Source organism: Aestuariirhabdus sp. LZHN29 (assembly GCF_049985285.1).
Lineage (GTDB): Bacteria > Pseudomonadota > Gammaproteobacteria > Pseudomonadales > Aestuariirhabdaceae > Aestuariirhabdus.
Window position 1 is genome coordinate 74,303 of the sequence record NZ_JBNIEU010000003.1, and the last position, 19,250, is coordinate 93,552.

Genomic DNA, 19,250 nt, shown 5'->3' on the forward strand with positions numbered 1-19,250 from the left:
CAGGTAAAAAAGCAGGGCGACTCATGCGCCCTGCCAGGGTACTGCTTAGCGACGCTTACTTGTTGGAAGCAACAGCGGCGTCGATATTCTTCTGACCAACCTCGTCAGCAAACTGAGCCCAAACCGGCTTCATCGCTTCAACCCACTGACCGCGCTCTGCGTCGCTCAGTTCGATGATCTCAGAGCGGCCAGAATCGGCGATCGCTTTGCGGTCGGCATCGGCTTTCTGGGCGGCAATTGCATTACCGTGGGCGATGGACTCATCCAGTGCCTTTTTAACTTCAGCGCGGACATCGTCATCCAGACCCATCCAGAACTCGGTAGAAGTTACGATCAGGTAGTCCAGTACACCGTGGTTAGACTCGGTGATGTAGGGCTGAACTTCGAAAAACTTCTTGGAGTAGATGTTGGACCAGGTGTTCTCCTGACCGTCGATCGCCTTGGTTTGCAGCAGGGTGAATACTTCGGAGAAAGGCTTCTTCAGGGGAACGCCCTCAACCGCTTCAAACTGTGCCTGCAGTACGTCGGAGGTCATGATGCGGAACTTCTTGCCGGCCGCATCGGCGGGGACGCGCAGTGGATCGTTGGCGGACAGCTGCTTCATGCCGTTATGCAGGTATCCCAGACCGATCAGGCCCTTGTTTTTCATGGAACCCAGCATCTCCTGGCCGGTAGCACTGCTCTGGAAACGCTCAACAGCTTCCATATCCTTGAACAGGAACGGCAGGTCAAACAGCTGCAGGGACTTGGTGTACTTCTGGAACTTGGACAGTGAAGGCGCAGCCATCTGTACATCACCCAGTAGCATCGCTTCGAGTACTTTGTTATCACCGAACAGCTGGGAGTTCGGGAATACCTTAACCTCTACCTTGCCAGCAAGGCGCTCGGCAACCAGGTCACGGAATTTGATGGCCATTTGGCCTTTAGGCGTGTTTTCCGCCACAACGTGAGCGAACTTCAGTTCAATAGGAGCGGCCTGGGCCGTGGTAACGGCCGCCGCAGCGGCACAGATAGTCAGTGCTGTTAAAGATTTCTTGAAAAGGTTCATGCTTCCTACCCTGTCGAATAATGTGTTGGTTTTTATAGTTTGGTGAGGCGCTTTAATCGTCTCGTAGCATTAGTTACAACGCTGCCATAGTAAAAGCAAAGACAGTGCCACTTTTATGGTGTCGGTATAAGTACTTATAAAACAGCGGGATACGCCCAGCCTTAGACTTTGGTGTAATGGTTGTTTGGGGTAGAAATCCACCCATTTGGCGCGTTTTTAGGGGTCGGTATTCACCCAAATTAGCGGGATCTTTGGTTGATCGAAGTCAGTTTGTATTCAGGGCCAGGGAATTTAGGCGCTAGACCCCTACGTTTTGCCCGTCGTGGAGGTGGGGTTTGTTGGTGTGGGGCGTTGCAAGGAGGAATGTACAAATCTGACCCATCCCCAGAAGGGAGGGCGATTGGGTACATTGGCCACACCAGGGTTTATAATGCAGACCATCGATTTTATATAAGAGTAGGGGGAAGGGAGATGGGAATTCTGTTGGCGCTGCATCTGTTGGCCGCTGTGATCTGGGTTGGGGGGATGTTTTTCGCCTATATAGTGTTGCGCCCGGTTGTAGCAGATGAGCTGGAGCCTCCCGCAAGGCTGCGCGTCTGGCGGGGCGTGTTCAGTCGTTTTTTTCGGTGGGTATGGGGAGCGCTAGCGGTGTTGTGGGTCAGCGGGTTGGCAATGGTGTTCGGGGTGTTTGGATCCTTTGCCTATGTCGGCCACCATGTCCACCTGATGGTTGCGCTCGCGGTCGCCATGACGCTGGTGTTTGCGGGGCTTTACCTGCGCTCCTGGCCCGCTTTGACGACTGCGGTGGATGCACAGGCATGGCCGCAAGCCGGTGCGGCCCTGAACGGCATTCGCCGGCTGGTTGCAGTAAACCTGGTGTTGGGGTTGACGGTCACGGCCGTCGCGTCCGGAGGGCGCTACCTGATGCAGTAGAGGTGTTCGCTTGAAATAAAAAAGGCGAGCCGTGGCTCGCCTTTTTTATGAGGGGTAACCTCGCCCCGGTGTTCGTTTAGCGAACGCCGCGGGGAAGGGTGTCCCGGTTGGCCAATTTTTGCTTCCAAAGTTCCTTTGGAGTGAGGCCACCACCGGTGGTGGCGGTCTTGGCTTTTGCTTTTGCTTTGGGTTTGGCAGCTTTCGGGGCAGTAGCCTTTTTAGCAGCGGGTGCTTTTTTGGGTGCCGCATCGGTTTTTGCCGGCGCCGCACCACCGGATAGCTCTGCCGTCATATCGGCCAGATCGGACAAACGGACCGATTTGCCTCCGTCGACGCTGTACCAGCTGCCTTTCTGGTCGACTTGGGGGGCTTTACCATGTGCGCCTTCATAAGCCGCAACGAAGTCTGCAAGTACCTGTTCTTTATCAAGTTTGCTCATAATCTGTCCTGAATCGTGTCGTTATTATCGGTGCTTAACGCATAGAGGTTAGGCGTTTAGGGAGGCGATGGCAACCGCAGGTTGCATCGCCTCACGCCAGTTCTGGTTACAGAGACTCTATCTTTTTCAGTTGATCTTCAAGTGTCTGCTTCGCAGTTTGGGCATCTGCCATTTTGGCTCGCTCCTTTTCGACCACCTCGGCAGGCGCCTTGTCAACAAAGCGAGGGTTGCTTAACTTACCCTCAAAGCGCGCAACCTCCTTGCCCAGCTTTTCAATCTCCTTGGCAAGGCGAGTGGTTTCGGCGACCTTGTCGATCAGGCCCGCCATCGGAACCAGAACTTCCATCTCCCCAACCAGGCCGGTGGCGCACATCGGTGCGTCAGCGGCATTGACGGTTTCAATAGACTCCAGTTTCGCCAGTTTGCAGAGGAAGGTGCGATTGGCTTCCAATCGTTCGATGCCGGATGGTTCTATGTGGCTTAAAAGCACCGGAATCTCTTTGCCGGGGCTAATATTCATCTCCCCGCGAATATTGCGAATAGCCAGTATGACACCTTTAAGCCACTCGATATCGGTAACCGCCTGGGAGTCAATTTTATCCTCCTCACTCATCGGGAAGGGCTGCAGCATGATGGTGTCGCCCTGCTTGTCGGTAAGGGGAGCGACACGCTGCCAGATCTCTTCGGTGATATAGGGCATGATCGGATGGGCCAGGCGCAGGATAGTTTCAAGCACGCGTACCAGGGTGCGGCGGGTGCCTCGTTGCAGGTCGGCGCTTGCATTATCGTCCCAGAGCACAGGCTTGGACAGCTCCAGATACCAGTCGCAGTACTCATTCCAGACAAACTCATAGAGGGCCTGTGATGCGTGATCGAAGCGGTAGGCATCCATCGCTTCACAGAACTGCTTTTCGGTTTGCTGCAGACGGGTGATGATCCAGCGATCAGCGAGAGACAGCTCAACCACACCGCCATTTTGACCGCAGTCCTGATCTTCGGTATTCATTAATACGTAGCGAGCAGCGTTCCAGATCTTGTTGCAGAAGTTGCGATAACCCTCCATGCGGCTCATATCAAATTTGATATCACGCCCGGTAGACGCCAGGGAGCAGAAGGTAAAGCGCAGAGCGTCAGTTCCGGCGGCTGTGATGCCGTCGGGGAAGTGCTTGCGAGTTTGCTGCTCTATTTTCTTGGCGAGCTGAGGCTGCATCATGTTTCCGGTGCGCTTGCTGACCAGGTCTTCGAGCTCTATGCCGTCGATCAGGTCGAGAGGGTCGAGAACGTTGCCCTTCGATTTGGACATTTTTTGCCCTTCCTGATCCCGTACTAAACCGTGTACGTATACCGTTTTGAAAGGAACTTGCGGCGTGCCGTCCTCATTTTTCATAAAGTGCAGCGTCATCATAATCATGCGCGCTACCCAGAAGAAGATGATATCGAAGCCGGTTACCATTACTGAGCTCGGATGGAAGGTATTCAGCTCGGGCGTTTTTTCGGGCCAGCCAAGGGTTGAAAAGGTCCACAGAGCTGATGAGAACCAGGTGTCGAGTACGTCTTCGTCTTGACGCAGGTTGACGCTGTCATCCAGACCGTTTTCAGCGCGAGCTTCCGCTTCGTCGCGGCCGACGTAGACGTTGCCTTCGTCGTCGTACCAGGCGGGAATCCTGTGGCCCCACCATAGTTGCCGCGAAATACACCAGTCTTGCAGATCGCGCATCCAGGCGAAGTACATATTTTCGTACTGCTGGGGAACAAACTTGATGTCACCGTCCTCTACGGCTTTTATGGCGGGCTCGGCCAGTTTTTGTACCGCTACGTACCACTGGTCGGTCAGGTAGGGCTCAATAACTACCCCGCCCCGGTCTCCATAAGGCACCTTAAGCGCGTGATCATCGATCTTCTCGAGTAACTCCAGTGCTTCGAACTCTCTAATAATCTGCTTGCGAGCCGCGAAACGCTCCAGACCACGATAGTTTTCAGGCAGCGTGCCGTCGAGGTCGGTATTTTCTGTGCCGTCGCTGTTAAAGACTTCCGCCCGGTCACGGATGTCGGCGTTGATCGTGAGGATGTTGACCATGGGCAGCTGATGGCGCTTGCCCACCTCATAGTCATTGAAGTCGTGGGCAGGGGTGATCTTGACACAGCCGGTTCCAAAATCGCGGTCTACGTAGTCGTCGGCAACGATGGGGATGCGGCGGTTAACCAGGGGTAGGGTCACATACTGCCCTACCAGGGCTTGATAGCGTTCATCGCTCGGGTGCACTGCGACCGCGGTGTCTCCGAGTATGGTTTCGGGCCGGGTGGTGGCAACCACCAGGTAATCGAGACCGTCGGCGGTTTTGGCTCCATCGGCCAATGGGTAGCGGAAATGCCAAAGGTGACCCTTGCTGTCCCGGTTCTCCACTTCGAGGTCGGAAATCGCCGTGTGCAGTTTGGGGTCCCAGTTGACCAGGCGCTTGCCGCGATAGATGAGTCCCTCCTTGTGGAGGCGAACAAATACCTCTTTCACCGCATTGGAGAGGCCCTCATCCATAGTGAAACGTTCTCGGCTCCAGTCGACAGAGGCGCCCATTCTCCGCAGCTGACGGGTAATAGTGCCGCCGGATTCAGCTTTCCAGTCCCATATCTTATCGAGAAATTTTTCGCGACCCAGATCGTGACGGTTGATTCCCTGGGCTTGCAGCTGGCGCTCCACCACCATCTGGGTAGCGATACCCGCGTGGTCGGTACCCACCTGCCAGAGCGTATTGTTGCCTTTCATGCGGTGGTAGCGAATCAGGGTGTCCATGATGGTATCCTGAAACGCGTGTCCCATGTGCAGGCTACCGGTCACATTGGGGGGAGGAATCATTATGGAGTAGGGCTCGCCCTCTCCAGAGGGGGCAAAGTAACCCCTCTCTTCCCAGGTGGTGTACCAGCTACGCTCGATTTCGTTCGGTTGGTAGGTCTTATCCATGATGGTCTGCAGATCTTCTCATCGGGTCGGTCAAACGGCGCATTATACATGGCTCGAGTCCCCGCGAGCCATAGCTCACAAGTCATTGCTTGAGGAAATTACAGCGCAAGGCGGACTTGCAGCCAAACCGTTTGTGTAATCGATGGTGATGCAGGTTTGCTTGAGACGGGCGAGGCTGAGTGCCGGCTTACTGTTTGTCGAATTGGTTGAGGATGGTATTGAGTTGCTGGCGCAGGCGTTGACGCAGCTCCACTTCGAGGCGAGGCAGGGTGTCTTCGACCAGCTGCTGGATGATCTGTTCGCCCTTGCTTTCCAGTAATGCTATCGCCTGGGTCTGCTGCTCCGGCTCCAGCGTATTGAGCTGTTCGGTTAGCGACGCATCATCCTTGGCGCCCTGGTCGGGCACCGGTTCCACCTGTTGAAGAGATTTTTGGGAATTGAGTTTGGCCAATGTTTGCTTGGGCAGGAAGGGGTTATCCCCCAGCATATCCCGGGTCAAGGGCTTCAGTAGCGAGCTGCCGCGCTGGATGTTTTTTTCGTAGGCGCTTTCGGCCCGGGCCTTGTAGAGGTCCGTTGCGCGGGGAGCGGCCTTGGGAGCGGGGGGGATGACCGCAGGTTCACCGTTATCCACTTCATTTAGGATGGGGATGTTGTCGGTGGGGGACTGCTCGCCCTGCAGCTCATCGTCGAGCAGTTGGCGGATCGACATCAGCTCATCCAGTAGTGCTTTGTCGTCTGCGGGGTCTTTCTTTGCCATTCCTCGCCTAACCTCGTATCTGATGGGTGTGCATAGGATAGCCACGTTGTTTATAAAAGCGGAAATTATCCCGAGATTGGCGCTTCGTGTCCTCTTTGTTGATCACAATTTCGGCCACTCGGGCAAAGCGCCCGAAGCAGTCGGGTATGCGGTCGGCGAGGTTGATCAATAGGTCGTGGTGGTCGCCAGCCTCTTCAGTGTGCCCCACCTCTATGGGAGCGCCAGGTGTCGCTTGTCCCCGCAACCCATGGGGCAAAAAACGCTCGCCGCGGTAGCTCCACAGTAGCTCATCGAGCTGCTGGGCCTGGGGCTCATCCTGTGCATGAATAAACACCTGGTGTCCCAGTTGGTAGGCTTTTTCTGCCAGCCGGCAAGCAAACAGGAACGCGTCTTGTGGGTGTTCGCCGGCCAGCAGGTAAAAGTCGATACGGGTCACGATGGGCCTCGTCGCTCTCAGGGTGCGCTATCGAGCAGGAACTGGCTCAAGAGGGCGACGGGACGTCCGGTGGCGCCCTTGTTAGCGCCGCTAACCCAGGCCGTGCCGGCGATATCGAGGTGTGCCCAATCAAACTTTTCGGCAAACCGGGCCAGGAAGCACCCTGCGGTGATGGTGCCTGCCCCCGGCCCGCCAATGTTAGCGATATCGGCGAAGTTGCTATCCAGCTGTTTCTGGTAGTCCGCGTTCATGGGGAGCTGCCATACGGGGTCTGCGGATACCTTTCCCGCCGAGCTCAGTTTACTGGCGAGGGCATCGTTGTTGCTAATCATGCCACTGATGTGATGGCCCAGTGCCACGATGCAGGCTCCAGTCAGGGTTGCGATATCGACCACGGCGGCTGGTTTGAACCGTTCGGCGTAGGTCAACGCATCACACAGGACCAGGCGACCCTCGGCGTCGGTGTTGAGTATCTCGATGGTTTTGCCCGACATCGAGGTAACGATATCGCCAGGCTTGGTAGCGGTGGGTCCCGGCATGTTTTCGGCGCTGGCAATCATGCCGACCACGTTCAGCGGCAGGCCCAGTTCACACAGGGTGGTCATGGCTCCAAGCACGCTGGCGGCGCCGCACATATCGTATTTCATCTCATCCATCGCCGCCCCCGGCTTGAGGCTGATGCCGCCGCTATCGAAGGTGATTCCCTTGCCGAGTAGCACGATCGGTTTGTCTGCCTTCTTGCCGCCTTTGTACTCCATCGTAATCAGGCGTGCGCCCTGGGCGCTGCCTGCGCTAACAGAGAGCAGTGAGTGCATGCCCAGTTCACGCATCTGTTTCTCGTCGAGCACTTTGCACGTTAGGGTTTTGTGCTTTTTGGCCAGCCCTCTCGCCCGGGTGGCCAGGTAGCTGGGGGTGCAAAAATTACCGGGAAGGTTACCCAAATCCCGAGCGGTATGGATGCCGGACACGATGGCCTGGGCATGAGAGCAAGCACGCGAGCACTGGGTAGCCTGCGCGCGCGACGAGGCTAGCAGGGCGACTTTGCGCAAGGGGAGAGGTTTGCTGCTTTTGCTGCTTTTGAGCTGGTCGAAGCGGTAGTTACCTTCCCCCGCGGCTTGCAATAACTGGCGGGCTTTCCAGTAGTTATCAGCGTCGACGACGGGCTGGTCACACAGGGCTAACAGGGCATCCTTGCACCCTGCCTGTTTGATAGCAGTAGCGATGGCTCGGGCCGCTTTGATGAAATCGGCCTGGCTGATGGCGGTGTCGCATTGGGATACTCCGGCCAGTAGAACCCGTTCGGCCCGGATACCTGCGACGCGATGAAGCATCAGGGTTTGGCCCGCTTTGCCGTTAATGTCGCCAGCTTTGAGCAGGCTGGCCAGAAGGCCGTCGGCTCCCTGGTCAATACGCTTGGCCGCCGGGCTGAGTTCACCCTTTTCACCTACGGCAACTACCAGGCAGGCAGTCGGCTGATTTTCCAGTTCCCCGGTTTTGGCGATAAATTCCATGTATACTCCGCAAGACAAAAGAGGTGGCTTTAAGTGATAATTAACGGTGCCGCAGCGGCCATCCGAAAACGAAATGCTGCGAGTCGATTGGGTCGATCGCTACACATTGGAGCAGCGTTTCCCGCCGGGGTTCAAGTGTACGCAACTGAACCCTTTTTGTCAGTGTTGAGTGCTTCGCAGGCGTTGTTTTGGAAGCTGGAGAGAGTTTCGTTTGATTATTTTTCGTTATCTGGCGAAAGAGGTAATGCTCGCGTTTTCGGCGGTCGCTGGCGTATTGCTGCTGATTATTCTCAGCGCCCGCTTTATCCACTTTTTGTCCCGCGCCGCCACGGGGCGGCTTAACTCCGAGTACCTGTTCTCCCTTATTGGTTACCAGATTCCCAGCTTTTTGCTGGTGTTGCTGCCGTTGGCGATCTTTCTCGGTGTTTTACTTGCCTACGGGCGCCTTTATGTCGACAACGAAATGACGGTATTGCGAGCCTGTGGCATGAGCTCCCGTCGCCTGATTGCCTTTTCGTTGTTCCCCGGGGTTTTGGTGACCATTCTGGTTGCCGCGCTAAGTCTGGCCGTGGCGCCCTGGGGGGCGAAAAATGCTGAGTGGATTTTGGCGAAACAGAAAACCTTAACCGAGTTCGATATGTTGTTGCCCGGACGCTTTCAGTCGACGGGCGAGAGGGTGACCTATACCGAGCGTTTAAGTGACGACCGCAAACGCATGGACGGAGTTTTTATCGCTAGCCTGGGCGAGAGCGGTGGTGAGGGTCGCATCACGTTGCTGTTGGCCGATGAAGGTGCCCAGCGGGTAGTGGAGGAGACGGGAAGCCGTTATCTGGAACTCAAGCAGGGCTATCGTTACGACCTTGTTCCCGGAGAAGCGGATCTGCGTCAGATTCGTTATGAGCGCTACGGTATCAAGATGCCCCGAGGCAGCGACGATATTGAAATCTCCGAGGTGAAGGCGCTCAGCACGCCCCGTTTATACGAAGAGGGGCTGGAGAATCGGGGTGAGCTGTTGTGGCGCATCTCCCTGCCGGTGATGGTGCCCATTTTGGTGTTGTTGGCGGTCCCCCTCAGCCGCGTTAACCCTCGCCAGGGCCGTTATATGCGTCTGGTTCCCTCGGTGATTATCTATCTGGTGTATCTCGGCGGTTTGTTGGCAAGCAACAGTGCGGTTGCCGATGGTCGTCTCGACTGGCAGTGGGCGATGTGGCCCTTGCACCTTGTGTTTCTGTTGGCGGCCATCGTACTGAACTGGGGGCGTGATATTCGAACCTTGCTGACCCCCAAACCGGTTGCATCCATAACAGGAGCGAGCCGATGAGAACCATTGACCGTTATCTTGGGACGACCGTGTTTGGCGCCATCCTGATGGTGCTGTTACTGCTAATTTCCCTCGACATGCTGTTTGGGTTGGTGGCGGAGCTACGCCGCCTGAAACTCGATTATCAGGTACCGCAAGCGCTGTGGTACCTGATGATGAAGACCCCCAAACGGATCTACGACTATTTGCCCTTTGCCAGTTTGATCGGGTGTCTTGTGGGGTTGGGCAGCCTGGCGACCCACAGTGAGTTGGTGGTGTTGCGCGCGGCGGGAGTGAGCCTGTCACGAATCGTTTGGGCGGTGAGCAAACCCATGCTGGTACTGGTGTTGGTCGGGTCTGCAATTGGCGAGTATGTGCTGCCTTACACTGAACAGGTGGCCGATAGTGAGCGCGCCCTGGAGCGCGATGGCCGTGAACCCGGACAGCTGAGTAAAACGGGTATTTGGCACCGCGAAGGTGATGAATTCCTCTATTTCAACGTGGTTGAGCCTAATGGCGTACTGCATGGTGTCAGTCGGTTCCGTTTTGATGAACAAAACCAGCTGCAGGAGAGCAGCTATGCGACCCGAGGCATTGCCCAAGGGGATCACTGGCTGCTCGAAAATGTGAAGATAAGTCGTGTCAAGGACCGTGTGATCGAGACGGAGCAGTATCAGACCTTGCGCTGGGACACCGGCCTGACCACGCGAGTGCTCAACATTATCGCCGTGCCCCCATCGGATCTGTCGATTCAGGGCCTGTACGCTTATGTCACCTATCTCGAAGGCCAGGGGTTGGACGCATCGGAGCAGGCGTTGGCGATGTGGCAGAAGCTTTTGCAGCCGATCGGTATCATGGCACTGGTCATGATCGGTATCTCGTTCGTATTTGGACCCTTGCGCTCGGTGACCATGGGGCAGAGGGTCTTCAGCGGGGTACTGTTCGGCTTTGCTTTCAAAGTGATGCAGGACCTACTCGGCCCCGCCAGTATGGTGTTCGGCTTCTCGCCCGGGATTGCCGTGGCGGCGCCCATCCTGCTGTGCCTGTGTCTGGGGTGGTTCCTGCTGCGCAAAGCAGCTTAAGGCGCCTGGGGGAAGGGTTTTCCTGCCCTATCCCCTGACTAAGGCTTCTCTTTGTTTTTCTTTTGGGTCAATTGCACAACTCGCGACAGCGAGTAGCGGTCATGCCAGGTGAGCCCGTCTTTATCGATAATGGCCCAGAAATACCCCGCTCCCAATAGCAACAGGGAGGGAATAGCGACCAGGTACCGGAGCAGGCTTTGCCAAAGACTGATCATACTGCCGTCTTCGTTTTCTATTCGAATGCTCCAGGCTTGCATGCCGAGGGTTTGGCCGCTGCGTGTCCAGAAAATAGCGAAGAAGGCAAAAATAACAATGAACAGTAGCGACGTCAGGAAGGCGTCCCCATGGGAGGCATTAAGCTGCTGCTCGGTAGCTTCGCTGCCACCCGCCATCACCTTGATACCGATGTAGATTGCGGTGACCAGCATTGACAGGGCAATAACCAGCAAGCTGTCGTAGAACATAGCGGCGAAGCGTCTCCAAAGGGATGCGTTGGGGAGGCGGGTTTCGGCTTTGGGCTGGTGCATGGATGATCGGTACCGCGTTGGAGGGTCAAAAGGAGCGCCATTCTAGCAGATTCTCTGGCATGGAGGCACTCGTTCCTCTGCTGCTGGCTTGCCCGGGGGAGGGCGAAAACTCCAGCGGCAATAGCTAAAAAGGGAAATGAAAAAGAGGGCGGCAGCGGAGCACTCTAGATAGGGGTTCGACAGCATTCCATCGTGGCCGAGCGCAGTAAAAACACCCCTTTAGTATGGGCGTCTGGAGATGCTGTGATCAATCACCCTGACGGGTTGCCCGGAAACCACGAGTACCGATAGCTCTCCTCTCGGCAAGCCCCTAACCAGGCCCCTAACTAAGAACGGGAGTTGTTCGCAAGCCCCTTAGGCTTCTTTCTACCGATGATCTGCGTAGAGGATATTGTGCGCTACAACCCCTTTTTTAGCATCCATGGGGAAAATACCCGCAGCAGCTTTGCCACAGGTCCCGGTCTCGCTAGACTGTGGGATGCGTCCAGACCCCGCTGTTGTGGGCAGATGAAAGAGGCGCTCGGTTCAGGAGGAACCATGATACCTGTAACAGCTCGATCCATGCTTGGGATTCTATTATTGCTGTCGGCCTTTGGTGAGATTGAAGCGGCGCAAAACGACTCGGATCGCTGGTCGATCCAGCTGGTGACCAGCAGTTACCTGCTGCGTTTCTACAGCTATCTCGGTACGGATTTGCACAACTACAACGGTGGAGACGAACGAGGTCAGGAGCTGAGGCGCGCAGAAACGGCGCTGACCGGGCTGCTGCGGGTGGGTGACCACGCCGATCTGGCGGTGGCCTGGAAGCAGTTTATTGATGCACAGGCGGCGTTTGAGGCTAGCTGGCTTACCCACGAAGCACCCGATTGGGAGTCTCTACAGGCGATGGCGGTTGCTCATCGATCGTTGTTGGAGCTATTGCAGCGGGATTTTGGAGGCGCTCCCCACTTCGCTATGAATCTGGAGTTGTTGGACCTCATGGAGTTTTATATGCTCCGCAGTACCGACCTGCGTCAATTGAATAACCATCCGCGGGGAGATGAGTACGATCAGGCGCAGGAAACCCAGCAGTTTGAGGCCGCATTTATGTCTCTTGTGGATGCCGACCGGGTAACCCCCGGTGCAGAAAAGCGCTGGCGCAATATTCGTCCGCTGCTGGCCAGTCGCAAACCCATTCCCGCTCCCATTATGATGATACGCCACGGTGGCAGTCTCTCCTATCTGTTAGGCGAGGGTTAGGCTGTATCGGGCAGTATCTGTTTTAGGGCCCAGTTGAGGCTGGCACTGCCGGGTTCGGCGAAATCATCCAGCACACTGAAGTGGTTGCAGCCCTCGGCATCCCAACGCTCACAGGGTATGCCTTGGGTTCGCAGGTGGACGCCAAAAATATCACTCTGACGGTGAAATGCGACCGATTCCCGTTCGCCAACAACCAGTGCATAGGGAGTGCTCCAGAGCCCGTTAAGGCGCAGGGGGCTTAATTCGCGGGCAGAGTCAGAATGCATCCGCAGGGGGTCGTTGACGGGCGTGTGCAGTAGCGGGCTGAGCTCGAACAGGCCACTGAGGGAGAGCACACTGCCAATTCCATCGACCAGCTCCTCCCCCCAGCCCTGACATCCCATTAATCCGGCCAGGTGCCCCCCCGCGGAATGTCCGCTGAGGTGCAGGCGGTTGACCTCCAGTGGTAGTGACAGCCGCTCACGCCATAGGGTTATGAGGCGACCTTGGACGCTGCGAGCCAGTTCGCGCATCGATACTTCCGGGCACAGGGGGTATCCCAGCACGGCAAAGGGAATACCCTGTTGCAGAAAGGGGCGAGCGATAAAGCCGAAGGAATCGGGGTGTTGGGATTGCCAATAGCCTCCATGAATGAACAGGTGCAGATGGTCGCTGCGCACCGTCTCTGGCCAATAGAGGTCGATAAATTCCCTGGGATTTCCGGTGAGCAAAATTCGTTGTCTTTGGTACTCCTGGCGCAGGGTTTCGCTACGAGAGGACCAGCGCGCAAAATATTCCGGATGTTCTGGTACAGCGCGACGCGCCATGTACTGTTGGCAAGCTTCCTCGCCGCTAATCTGAAGCAGGGGTTCGAGCATGGTTAGACTCCCAGGTAGCGATACTTTAGTTCGGGGTCATCGCGCAGCAGTTGTATATCCCCCTCGTGCACGATGCGTCCTTTTTCCATAATGTAGTGTCTATCCGAGATGCGCATCAAGGCGTCGAGGTTTTTATCGATAATCAGGATCGACTCACCCTGTTGCTTTAACAGCTCCAGGCAGCTCCAGATCTCTTCTCGAATAAGGGGGGCGAGTCCTTCGGTTGCTTCGTCCAGGATGAGCAGCAGGGGGTTGGTCATTAGCGCCCGCCCTATTGCCAGCATCTGTTGCTCGCCACCGGAAAGGTTGGCGCCGAGGTGCTGCTGGCGATCCTTCAGGCGGGGAAAAAGCTGGTAGATCCGTTGCAAGCTCCAGGGGCTAGGCAGGCGGCGATGGTTAGCGGCGGTGGCGATCAGGTTTTCCCGTACGCTCAGGGTGGGGAAGATTTGCCGGCCTTCGGGCACCAGGCCGATGCCTGCGCGGGCTACGCGATAGGGAGCGGCCCTCCTCAGGGGCTGGTTGTTAAAGCTGATCTCTCCGGCACTGATTCGGTTGAGGCCCATAATGGCGCGCACCGTCGTGGTTTTACCCATACCGTTTCGGCCCAGTAGAGTGATCACTTCCCCCTGCCGGATGGTTAATGACACGCCAAACAGAACCTGACTGCTGCCGTACCCCGCCTCGATTTGGCGAACTTCAAGCATCCTCGATTCCTCCGAGGTAGGCGGTGCGAACCTGAGGGTTGCTGCGGATGCTGTCGGCATCCCCGCAGGCGATTATCCGTCCGTAGACCAGCACGCTGATACGGTCGGCGAGGGCGAATACCGTTTCCATATCATGCTCAACAAACAAAATGCTTACCTCTTGCCCCAGCCGGCGTAGCGCTTCCACCATCTGCCAGCTTTCCTCCTGCCCCATACCTGCCATGGGTTCGTCGAGCAGCAGTAGTTTGGGCTGGGTGGCCAGAGCCATGGCGATCTCAAGCTGCCTGCGTTGACCGTGGGCGAGGTTGGCAGCGCGCCGCTCGCGCAGGTCGAACAGATTCAGTCGCTGTAAAATCTCATGGGCGGGGTTGAGCAGGGCGGGGTCGCTGGCGGCCGGGCGCCAAAATCGAAAGCTGTGGCCTTCGCGACTTTGCAAAGCCAACATCACGTTGTGCTCGACACTCATGCGGTCGAACAACGAGCTGGTCTGGTAGGTTCGCCCGAGACCAAGCCGAGCACGCTGGTAGACGGGTAGCCCACAGAGTTCCCGATTCTGAAACAATATGGACCCCCCATCGGACGGCAGCTCGCCGCTGATCTGATTGATGAGTGTGGTTTTGCCCGCACCGTTGGGACCAATAATGGCATGGATCTCTCCGGGCTCGAGACTGATTTCAACCTCGCGAGTGACCTCCAGTGCACCAAATTTTTTTGTCAGGCCGCGAATATGCAGCAGCGGGGGAGGCGTGAAATCAACCATCTTCCGCCTCCCTGCCCGCCAGTACACCGTAGATTCCTTTGCGGGAAAAGAGCACCACCAGAATTAACAGTGGGCCGAGAATCAGCTGCCAGTGTTCGGTATACCCGGCCAGTATCTCCTCCATCAAAAGGTAAGTGATGGCGCCGATCACCGGGCCAACCAGAGTGCCAAGCCCGCCCAGAATAACCATCACCATCAGCACTCCCGACAGATGCCAGCTAAGCAGGTCAGGGCTGACGAATTCGGTATGGTTGGCGAGTAACCCGCCCGCCAACCCTGCGCCCATGCCGGCGATAACAAAGGCCAGTAGTTGATAGCGATAGGTGGCAAATCCCAGCGCCTCGAGTTTTTTCTCGTTCTGTTTGCCGGCTCTAATCACCTGCCCGAAACGGGCATTAAGCAGGCGTTGGATGATCCACCCGTAAGCGAGCAAGCAGGCAAGGCAGAGCGCGTAAAAATGCAGGTCATTGTAAAGGTCTAGCCCGGGCAGCAGGTTGCGGCCCCCCATCGAAAGACCATCTTCACCTCCGTAGCGGTACAGGGAGATAAAGAGGTAGTAGAGCATCTGCGCGAAGGCGAGGGTGATCATAATAAAATGAATACCCCGGGTGCGCAGACTCATCGCACCAAATATTAACGCGCCCAGGCCGGCGGCGATCATGGCCAATGGTAGACTGACCAGTGCCAGTTCGGTTCCGTTCCAGTTTCCGGGTAAAAAAACCACAGGGCTTGCGTCCATGACGTGGAACGACAGAATGCCTACGGTATAGGCACCGATGCCGATATAGGCGGCATGGCCAAAACTGACCAGTCCGCCGTAGCCTATCAGGAGATCAAGGCTCACCGCTGCCAACCCATAGATCAGCATGCGGCTGGCCATAGACAGTAGGTAGCCATCCTCTGTCAGGTGTGCATAAAGCGGCAATAGCAGCGCCGCCGCGGCGAGTAGTGCGTAGATGATAAAGCGTCGGGTTATTCGGGGAGTGGTCATTGGGTAGGAAACAGGCCCGCCGGGCGCCAGATGAGAATGAGCGCCATCAGCAGATAGATGGCAATGGACGCCAGGGAGGCACCGATGTTATTTGCCGCGTCGGCACTTAAAACCAATGCGAGAATGCCGGGCAGATATGCCCGGCCCAGGGTGTCGACTACTCCGACCAGAAGTGCACCCACCAGGGCCCCTTTGATGGAGCCGATGCCACCGATGACGATCACCACAAACGTGAGAATCAAGACGCCTTCGCCCATGCCCACCTCCACCGATAGCAGTGGCCCCACCAGTGCACCGGACAGACCCGCCAGCATAGCGCCCAGGCCGAATACCAGGGTGTAAAGCAAAGAGATATTAACGCCCAGCGCGCTGACCATTTCGCGGTTGCTGGCCCCGGCCCGAATTAGCATGCCGAGGCGGGTGCGATTTACCAGTAAAAACAGCCCCACCGCGACCAGCAATCCAACACCAATAACCGCCAGTCGGTAGGCGGGGTAGGGAGCACCGGGAATCAACTCTACAGTGCCACTAAGCCAGGAGGGAACGTTAAGGTAGAGCGGTTGTGGACCAAACAAAATTTTGGTGAGTTCATTAAAAAACAGGATAAGGCCAAAAGTCGCTAGCACCTGGTCCAGGTGGTCGCGATCGTAGAGGCGGCGCAGTGCCACAAGCTCCAGCAGTACGCCGCAGAGACCCGCGCTTAATAGTGCCGCGAGCAAGCCCAATACAAAGGAGCCGGTTATGCCCGTGACAGCGGCTGCGCCATAGGCTCCCACCATGTATAACGATCCATGGGCGAGGTTGATTAGCCCCATGATGCCAAATACCAGAGTGAGTCCGGCCGCCATCAAAAACAGCATAAAGCCGAGCTGTAAACCATTGAGAAGCTGTTCAAGAAACAACAACATAGACGTTATTATTGGCCTGATTGAGTGTTAAATATGAGTGCTCAGGGGCTCTGCGTGCAAGTCCGGAAGAGCGAACTATAAAACGGCCACTGAGGTTGTCAGTTGGATTGAAGCGGTATGAACACCGAGTTCTCCGTGTTCCCACCACCTGACCGTTCTATAGTCCGTCAAGATAACAGCGGACGTAATGCCATGTTACCTAAAGGGAGCAGTTATCGGCATAGGCGTCCTGATGGTCGCGCAGGCCCACTCCAATTACGCGGTTGCTCAGTACCCCGCTGTCATCCTGGTAAACCTCGCGAATATAAATATCCTGAATAGGATGTTGATTGTTGCCAAAGCGGAAATCCCCCCTCACCGAGTCGAAGTCGGCTTTCTTCAATGCTGCCCGGAAAGCCTCCTTGTCGGCAATGTGCCCTCCGGTCGATGCCAGCGCCGAGGCGATCAGGCGTGCGGCGTCGTAACCCTGGCTGGCATAAAGCGATGGCAGGCGGTCATAGGTTTGTTGAAAGTCTTTGACAAAGCGTTTGTTCGCTTCGTTATCGAGGTCTTTGCTCCACTGTGAGCTATTAATGACTCCCAGTGCCGAATCGCCGGTTGCCTTGAGTATGCCCTGGTCGAAGGAGAAGGCGGGGCCGAACAGTGGCGCCGTCGTCGCGAGTCCTGCCTGTTGGTACTGCTTGAGGAAACTGATGCCCATGCCGCCGGGAAGAAAAAAGAAAACAGCGTCAGGTTTGGCGGCGCGTAGCGCAGCAAGTTCGGTGGCGTAGTCGGTTTGGCCCAGTTTGGTGTATACCTCACCTGCGATAGAGCCGTTAAAAAAGCGTTTAAAACCGGTTAGCGCATCTTTCCCTGCGGGGTAGTTCGGCGCCAGGATATATACGTTTTTATAATTCTTGTCGCTGAGATACTGGCCCATCGCCTCATGCAGGTTATCGTTTTGCCAGGCGACATTAAAGTAGTTGGCCGAGCAGCCGCTACCGGCGAGTTTTGAGGGGCCTGCATTGGGGCTGATATAGAGAGTACCCGATTTAGTCACTGAGGGCACAACGGCCATGGCCAGGTTTGACCAGACGATACCGGTGAGCAGATCGACACGCTCTTTTTTGGTGAGTCGGTTTGCGATCTGTTTCGCTTTGCCAGGGTTACGGGCGTCATCTTCGATCATAAGCTCAACCGGGTAGCCTCCAAGCTTGCCCTGCTCCTGGTCGACAGCGAGCTTAAAGCCGTCGCGGATATCAATGCCCAATGAAGATCCCCCACCGCTGAGGGTGGTGATCATTCCGATTTTTACCGGCTCTGCCGCGCTCGTTATTGAAGCGCCAAACAGGAGTAATGGCACCATTGTATTTCGCAGGTACTTGACCATGGTTTGCTTCCTTTTGATGGTTGATCCAGTCGTTATTGTTGTTAACAGCCCAGCGCTTGCTCCTCGATTGCTGCTGCAAGTTGGCGTGGGGCGGACGTTCCACATAAACTACCTGAGTTTGATGGCAGATAACAGCGCGGTACGCGCAGGGAACAGTAATGGATAACAAGTCGCCCGTGCCTGAAAAAATAGGTCAATATCGTGATGCGTCACGTTCCGAGTTTTGGGATGTGCGCATTGAGGAGGGGGTGATGCCCTGGGATGCTGGAGGGGTTCCCCGGCAGCTGGCGTGCTGGATCGACAACGTATCATCCATCGGAAAAGTCGTTATACCTGGCTGCGGTAGTGGCTACGAAGCGGTTGCCTTTGCCAGCGCCGGCGCCAAGGTTACCGCCATCGATTTCAGCGCTAGCGCTCTGGCAGTGGCACGAGAAAACATAGGTGATGCACCGGTTGAGCTGCGTCAGGAGGATGTGTTTACCAGTTCGGTGGCTGAGGTCGAGGCGGATCTGGTCTATGAGCGCGCGTTTCTGGCGGCTATCCCCGAACGATTGCGGGAAACCTATAGTCGCTGGGTGGCTAACCAGGTTCGTCCGGGAGGGCTTCTACTGGGTTACTTTCTGCTGGGCGAGGGGCGCGGTGGTCCCCCATTTCCTATTCTCGGGGAGCAGCTTGATCAACTGTTGTCCCCGTCGTTTGAATGTATTGATAGACAACCGGTGACCGATTCGCTGGAAGTGTTTCAGGGGCAGGAGTGCTGGCAGGTTTGGCGGCGGAAGATGTGCGCCGGGAGGGAGCAAAATAATGCTGGATAAACTGGAGCGGGGGTTAAATTCGATCTCTGATCAAAACTGGAGTTGGTGGCCCCTTGTATTCTTGCGCCCCCAACAAGAAGTGCCGATCGATAACAGACTCCTGGTCAAGCTGACCGCTGTTTTCGGTTCGTTGGCGGGCGTATTGATTGTGATGCTGTTGGTCTATTACAGGGTTCCATTGGATGCTAAACGAGTAATAATCGCTTTGTTGGTTGGACTGAGTGTTTACGTCGTTATCTACCGCGTGAGCTTCTTCTGGGCCTGGAATCGGAGAGCAAGGCGTTTGGCCAGAGTCTGATCATATTTGCTCGCACTATGATTTATGGTCTTTATCGAAACAGCATAGGGTACGACCTGCGCGCAACTTTCTTATGTCTACCAGTTCACGTTTTTCTATTTCTGTATCAGGCTTTAGCCGTGGCTTGTACTCTCAAGCGGTAACGCTATTGATAGGGTTCGGTGGTAGTGGTTGCGCTTTTTATGCTTTGTAAACAACTGATTCTAATAATTATTATGAGCGTTGATTATATTTCCTTAGGGTTTGGAAAGTATCAGTTTTTGATGTGCTATTCGAGTCAACTCCTGTTGACGCGTTTTTCTCAGATATTGATTTGATGG

General features: G+C 55.9%; 19 protein-coding genes. 6 read left to right on the forward strand and 13 right to left on the reverse strand.

Going from position 1 to position 19,250, the window contains the following annotated elements:
• Window positions 1-55 precede the first annotated feature (55 nt).
• A complete protein-coding gene (locus ACP3PW_RS12760; RefSeq protein ID WP_426417108.1) occupies window positions 56-1,048 on the reverse strand; it encodes a TRAP transporter substrate-binding protein in 993 nt (330 codons plus the stop codon).
• A 471-nt stretch (window positions 1,049-1,519) separates the two neighbouring features.
• Here ACP3PW_RS12760 and ACP3PW_RS12765 point away from each other — a divergent pair, with 471 nt between their 5' ends.
• On the forward strand, window positions 1,520-1,981 hold the full coding sequence (locus ACP3PW_RS12765) for a CopD family protein (protein WP_426417109.1): 462 nt from the start codon (window positions 1,520-1,522) through the stop codon (window positions 1,979-1,981).
• 76 nt (window positions 1,982-2,057) lie between these two features.
• Here the strand turns inward: ACP3PW_RS12765 and ACP3PW_RS12770 are convergent, their stop codons facing one another.
• The 5 genes from ACP3PW_RS12770 to ACP3PW_RS12790 all read right to left on the reverse strand — a co-directional run bounded on the left by ACP3PW_RS12770 (window position 2,058) and on the right by ACP3PW_RS12790 (window position 8,080).
• Window positions 2,058-2,420 (reverse strand): hypothetical protein, encoded by a 363-nt coding sequence (locus ACP3PW_RS12770; RefSeq protein WP_426417110.1) that lies wholly within the window; start codon window positions 2,418-2,420, stop codon window positions 2,058-2,060.
• A gap of 106 nt (window positions 2,421-2,526) precedes the next feature.
• A complete protein-coding gene (locus ACP3PW_RS12775; RefSeq protein ID WP_426417111.1) occupies window positions 2,527-5,376 on the reverse strand; it encodes a valine--tRNA ligase in 2,850 nt (949 codons plus the stop codon).
• Between the two features lie 187 nt (window positions 5,377-5,563).
• On the reverse strand, window positions 5,564-6,133 hold the full coding sequence (locus ACP3PW_RS12780; protein WP_426417112.1) for a hypothetical protein: 570 nt from the start codon (window positions 6,131-6,133) through the stop codon (window positions 5,564-5,566).
• Window positions 6,134-6,140: 7 nt separating this feature from the next.
• The gene (locus tag ACP3PW_RS12785; RefSeq protein WP_426417113.1) at window positions 6,141-6,569 is read right to left on the reverse strand and encodes a DNA polymerase III subunit chi; all 429 of its coding nucleotides are present in this window, start codon (window positions 6,567-6,569) and stop codon (window positions 6,141-6,143) included.
• 17 nt (window positions 6,570-6,586) lie between these two features.
• Window positions 6,587-8,080 (reverse strand): leucyl aminopeptidase, encoded by a 1,494-nt coding sequence (locus ACP3PW_RS12790; RefSeq protein WP_426417114.1) that lies wholly within the window; start codon window positions 8,078-8,080, stop codon window positions 6,587-6,589.
• Window positions 8,081-8,291: 211 nt separating this feature from the next.
• On the opposite strand from ACP3PW_RS12790, the gene lptF reads away from it, so the two are divergent.
• On the forward strand, window positions 8,292-9,401 hold the full coding sequence (gene lptF / locus ACP3PW_RS12795) for an LPS export ABC transporter permease LptF (protein WP_426417115.1): 1,110 nt from the start codon (window positions 8,292-8,294) through the stop codon (window positions 9,399-9,401).
• Complete coding sequence (gene lptG, locus ACP3PW_RS12800) at window positions 9,398-10,462, forward strand: LPS export ABC transporter permease LptG (protein WP_426417116.1); 1,065 nt, start codon at window positions 9,398-9,400, stop codon at window positions 10,460-10,462. Before lptF ends, lptG begins: the two co-directional genes overlap by 4 nt.
• Before the next feature lie 38 nt (window positions 10,463-10,500).
• Here lptG and ACP3PW_RS12805 read toward each other — a convergent pair whose 3' ends face one another.
• Window positions 10,501-10,989 carry an RDD family protein gene (locus ACP3PW_RS12805; RefSeq protein WP_426417117.1) on the reverse strand — a complete coding sequence of 163 codons (489 nt, stop codon included), beginning with the start codon at window positions 10,987-10,989 and terminating at the stop codon, window positions 10,501-10,503.
• Between the two features lie 537 nt (window positions 10,990-11,526).
• Between ACP3PW_RS12805 and ACP3PW_RS12810 the strand changes: the two genes are divergently transcribed.
• Window positions 11,527-12,228: a hypothetical protein gene (locus ACP3PW_RS12810; protein WP_426417118.1), complete on the forward strand. Its 702-nt coding sequence runs from the start codon at window positions 11,527-11,529 to the stop codon at window positions 12,226-12,228.
• Here ACP3PW_RS12810 and ACP3PW_RS12815 read toward each other — a convergent pair.
• From ACP3PW_RS12815 to ACP3PW_RS12840, 6 genes are all read right to left on the reverse strand, one after another.
• Window positions 12,225-13,085 carry an alpha/beta hydrolase gene (locus tag ACP3PW_RS12815; protein WP_426417119.1) on the reverse strand — a complete coding sequence of 287 codons (861 nt, stop codon included), beginning with the start codon at window positions 13,083-13,085 and terminating at the stop codon, window positions 12,225-12,227. The two genes, ACP3PW_RS12810 and ACP3PW_RS12815, sit on opposite strands and share 4 nt — an antisense overlap.
• 2 nt (window positions 13,086-13,087) lie before the next feature.
• Window positions 13,088-13,789, reverse strand: a complete 702-nt coding sequence (locus ACP3PW_RS12820; RefSeq protein WP_426417120.1) for an ABC transporter ATP-binding protein — start codon at window positions 13,787-13,789, stop codon at window positions 13,088-13,090.
• Window positions 13,782-14,549: an ABC transporter ATP-binding protein gene (locus ACP3PW_RS12825; RefSeq protein ID WP_426417121.1), complete on the reverse strand. Its 768-nt coding sequence runs from the start codon at window positions 14,547-14,549 to the stop codon at window positions 13,782-13,784. Before ACP3PW_RS12825 ends, ACP3PW_RS12820 begins: the two co-directional genes overlap by 8 nt.
• On the reverse strand, window positions 14,542-15,540 hold the full coding sequence (locus ACP3PW_RS12830) for a branched-chain amino acid ABC transporter permease (RefSeq protein ID WP_426417122.1): 999 nt from the start codon (window positions 15,538-15,540) through the stop codon (window positions 14,542-14,544). The genes ACP3PW_RS12825 and ACP3PW_RS12830 overlap by 8 nt, the downstream gene beginning before the upstream one ends.
• Complete coding sequence (locus ACP3PW_RS12835) at window positions 15,537-16,448, reverse strand: branched-chain amino acid ABC transporter permease (protein ID WP_426417123.1); 912 nt, start codon at window positions 16,446-16,448, stop codon at window positions 15,537-15,539. Before ACP3PW_RS12835 ends, ACP3PW_RS12830 begins: the two co-directional genes overlap by 4 nt.
• Before the next feature lie 199 nt (window positions 16,449-16,647).
• On the reverse strand, window positions 16,648-17,817 hold the full coding sequence (locus tag ACP3PW_RS12840; protein WP_426417124.1) for an ABC transporter substrate-binding protein: 1,170 nt from the start codon (window positions 17,815-17,817) through the stop codon (window positions 16,648-16,650).
• A gap of 158 nt (window positions 17,818-17,975) precedes the next feature.
• On the opposite strand from ACP3PW_RS12840, the gene ACP3PW_RS12845 reads away from it, so the two are divergent.
• Together ACP3PW_RS12845 and ACP3PW_RS12850 are read left to right on the forward strand one after the other, a co-directional pair.
• Complete coding sequence (locus ACP3PW_RS12845) at window positions 17,976-18,632, forward strand: methyltransferase domain-containing protein (RefSeq protein ID WP_426417125.1); 657 nt, start codon at window positions 17,976-17,978, stop codon at window positions 18,630-18,632.
• Complete coding sequence (locus tag ACP3PW_RS12850) at window positions 18,622-18,930, forward strand: hypothetical protein (RefSeq protein WP_426417126.1); 309 nt, start codon at window positions 18,622-18,624, stop codon at window positions 18,928-18,930. Before ACP3PW_RS12845 ends, ACP3PW_RS12850 begins: the two co-directional genes overlap by 11 nt.
• Window positions 18,931-19,250 lie beyond the last annotated feature (320 nt).

Coding starts and splice junctions, on each gene's coding strand:
- ACP3PW_RS12810 (WP_426417118.1), top strand. CDS start 11,527: ATGATACCTGTAACAGCTCGATCCATGCTTGGGATTCTATTATTGCTG.
- ACP3PW_RS12850 (WP_426417126.1), top strand. CDS start 18,622: ATGCTGGATAAACTGGAGCGGGGGTTAAATTCGATCTCTGATCAAAAC.
- ACP3PW_RS12830 (WP_426417122.1), bottom strand. CDS start 15,540: ATGACCACTCCCCGAATAACCCGACGCTTTATCATCTACGCACTACTC.
- lptG (WP_426417116.1), top strand. CDS start 9,398: ATGAGAACCATTGACCGTTATCTTGGGACGACCGTGTTTGGCGCCATC.
- ACP3PW_RS12770 (WP_426417110.1), bottom strand. CDS start 2,420: ATGAGCAAACTTGATAAAGAACAGGTACTTGCAGACTTCGTTGCGGCT.
- ACP3PW_RS12840 (WP_426417124.1), bottom strand. CDS start 17,817: ATGGTCAAGTACCTGCGAAATACAATGGTGCCATTACTCCTGTTTGGC.
- ACP3PW_RS12805 (WP_426417117.1), bottom strand. CDS start 10,989: ATGCACCAGCCCAAAGCCGAAACCCGCCTCCCCAACGCATCCCTTTGG.
- ACP3PW_RS12825 (WP_426417121.1), bottom strand. CDS start 14,549: ATGGTTGATTTCACGCCTCCCCCGCTGCTGCATATTCGCGGCCTGACA.
- ACP3PW_RS12815 (WP_426417119.1), bottom strand. CDS start 13,085: ATGCTCGAACCCCTGCTTCAGATTAGCGGCGAGGAAGCTTGCCAACAG.
- ACP3PW_RS12845 (WP_426417125.1), top strand. CDS start 17,976: ATGGATAACAAGTCGCCCGTGCCTGAAAAAATAGGTCAATATCGTGAT.
- ACP3PW_RS12790 (WP_426417114.1), bottom strand. CDS start 8,080: ATGGAATTTATCGCCAAAACCGGGGAACTGGAAAATCAGCCGACTGCC.
- ACP3PW_RS12765 (WP_426417109.1), top strand. CDS start 1,520: ATGGGAATTCTGTTGGCGCTGCATCTGTTGGCCGCTGTGATCTGGGTT.
- ACP3PW_RS12835 (WP_426417123.1), bottom strand. CDS start 16,448: ATGTTGTTGTTTCTTGAACAGCTTCTCAATGGTTTACAGCTCGGCTTT.
- ACP3PW_RS12780 (WP_426417112.1), bottom strand. CDS start 6,133: ATGGCAAAGAAAGACCCCGCAGACGACAAAGCACTACTGGATGAGCTG.
- ACP3PW_RS12820 (WP_426417120.1), bottom strand. CDS start 13,789: ATGCTTGAAGTTCGCCAAATCGAGGCGGGGTACGGCAGCAGTCAGGTT.
- ACP3PW_RS12775 (WP_426417111.1), bottom strand. CDS start 5,376: ATGGATAAGACCTACCAACCGAACGAAATCGAGCGTAGCTGGTACACC.
- ACP3PW_RS12760 (WP_426417108.1), bottom strand. CDS start 1,048: ATGAACCTTTTCAAGAAATCTTTAACAGCACTGACTATCTGTGCCGCT.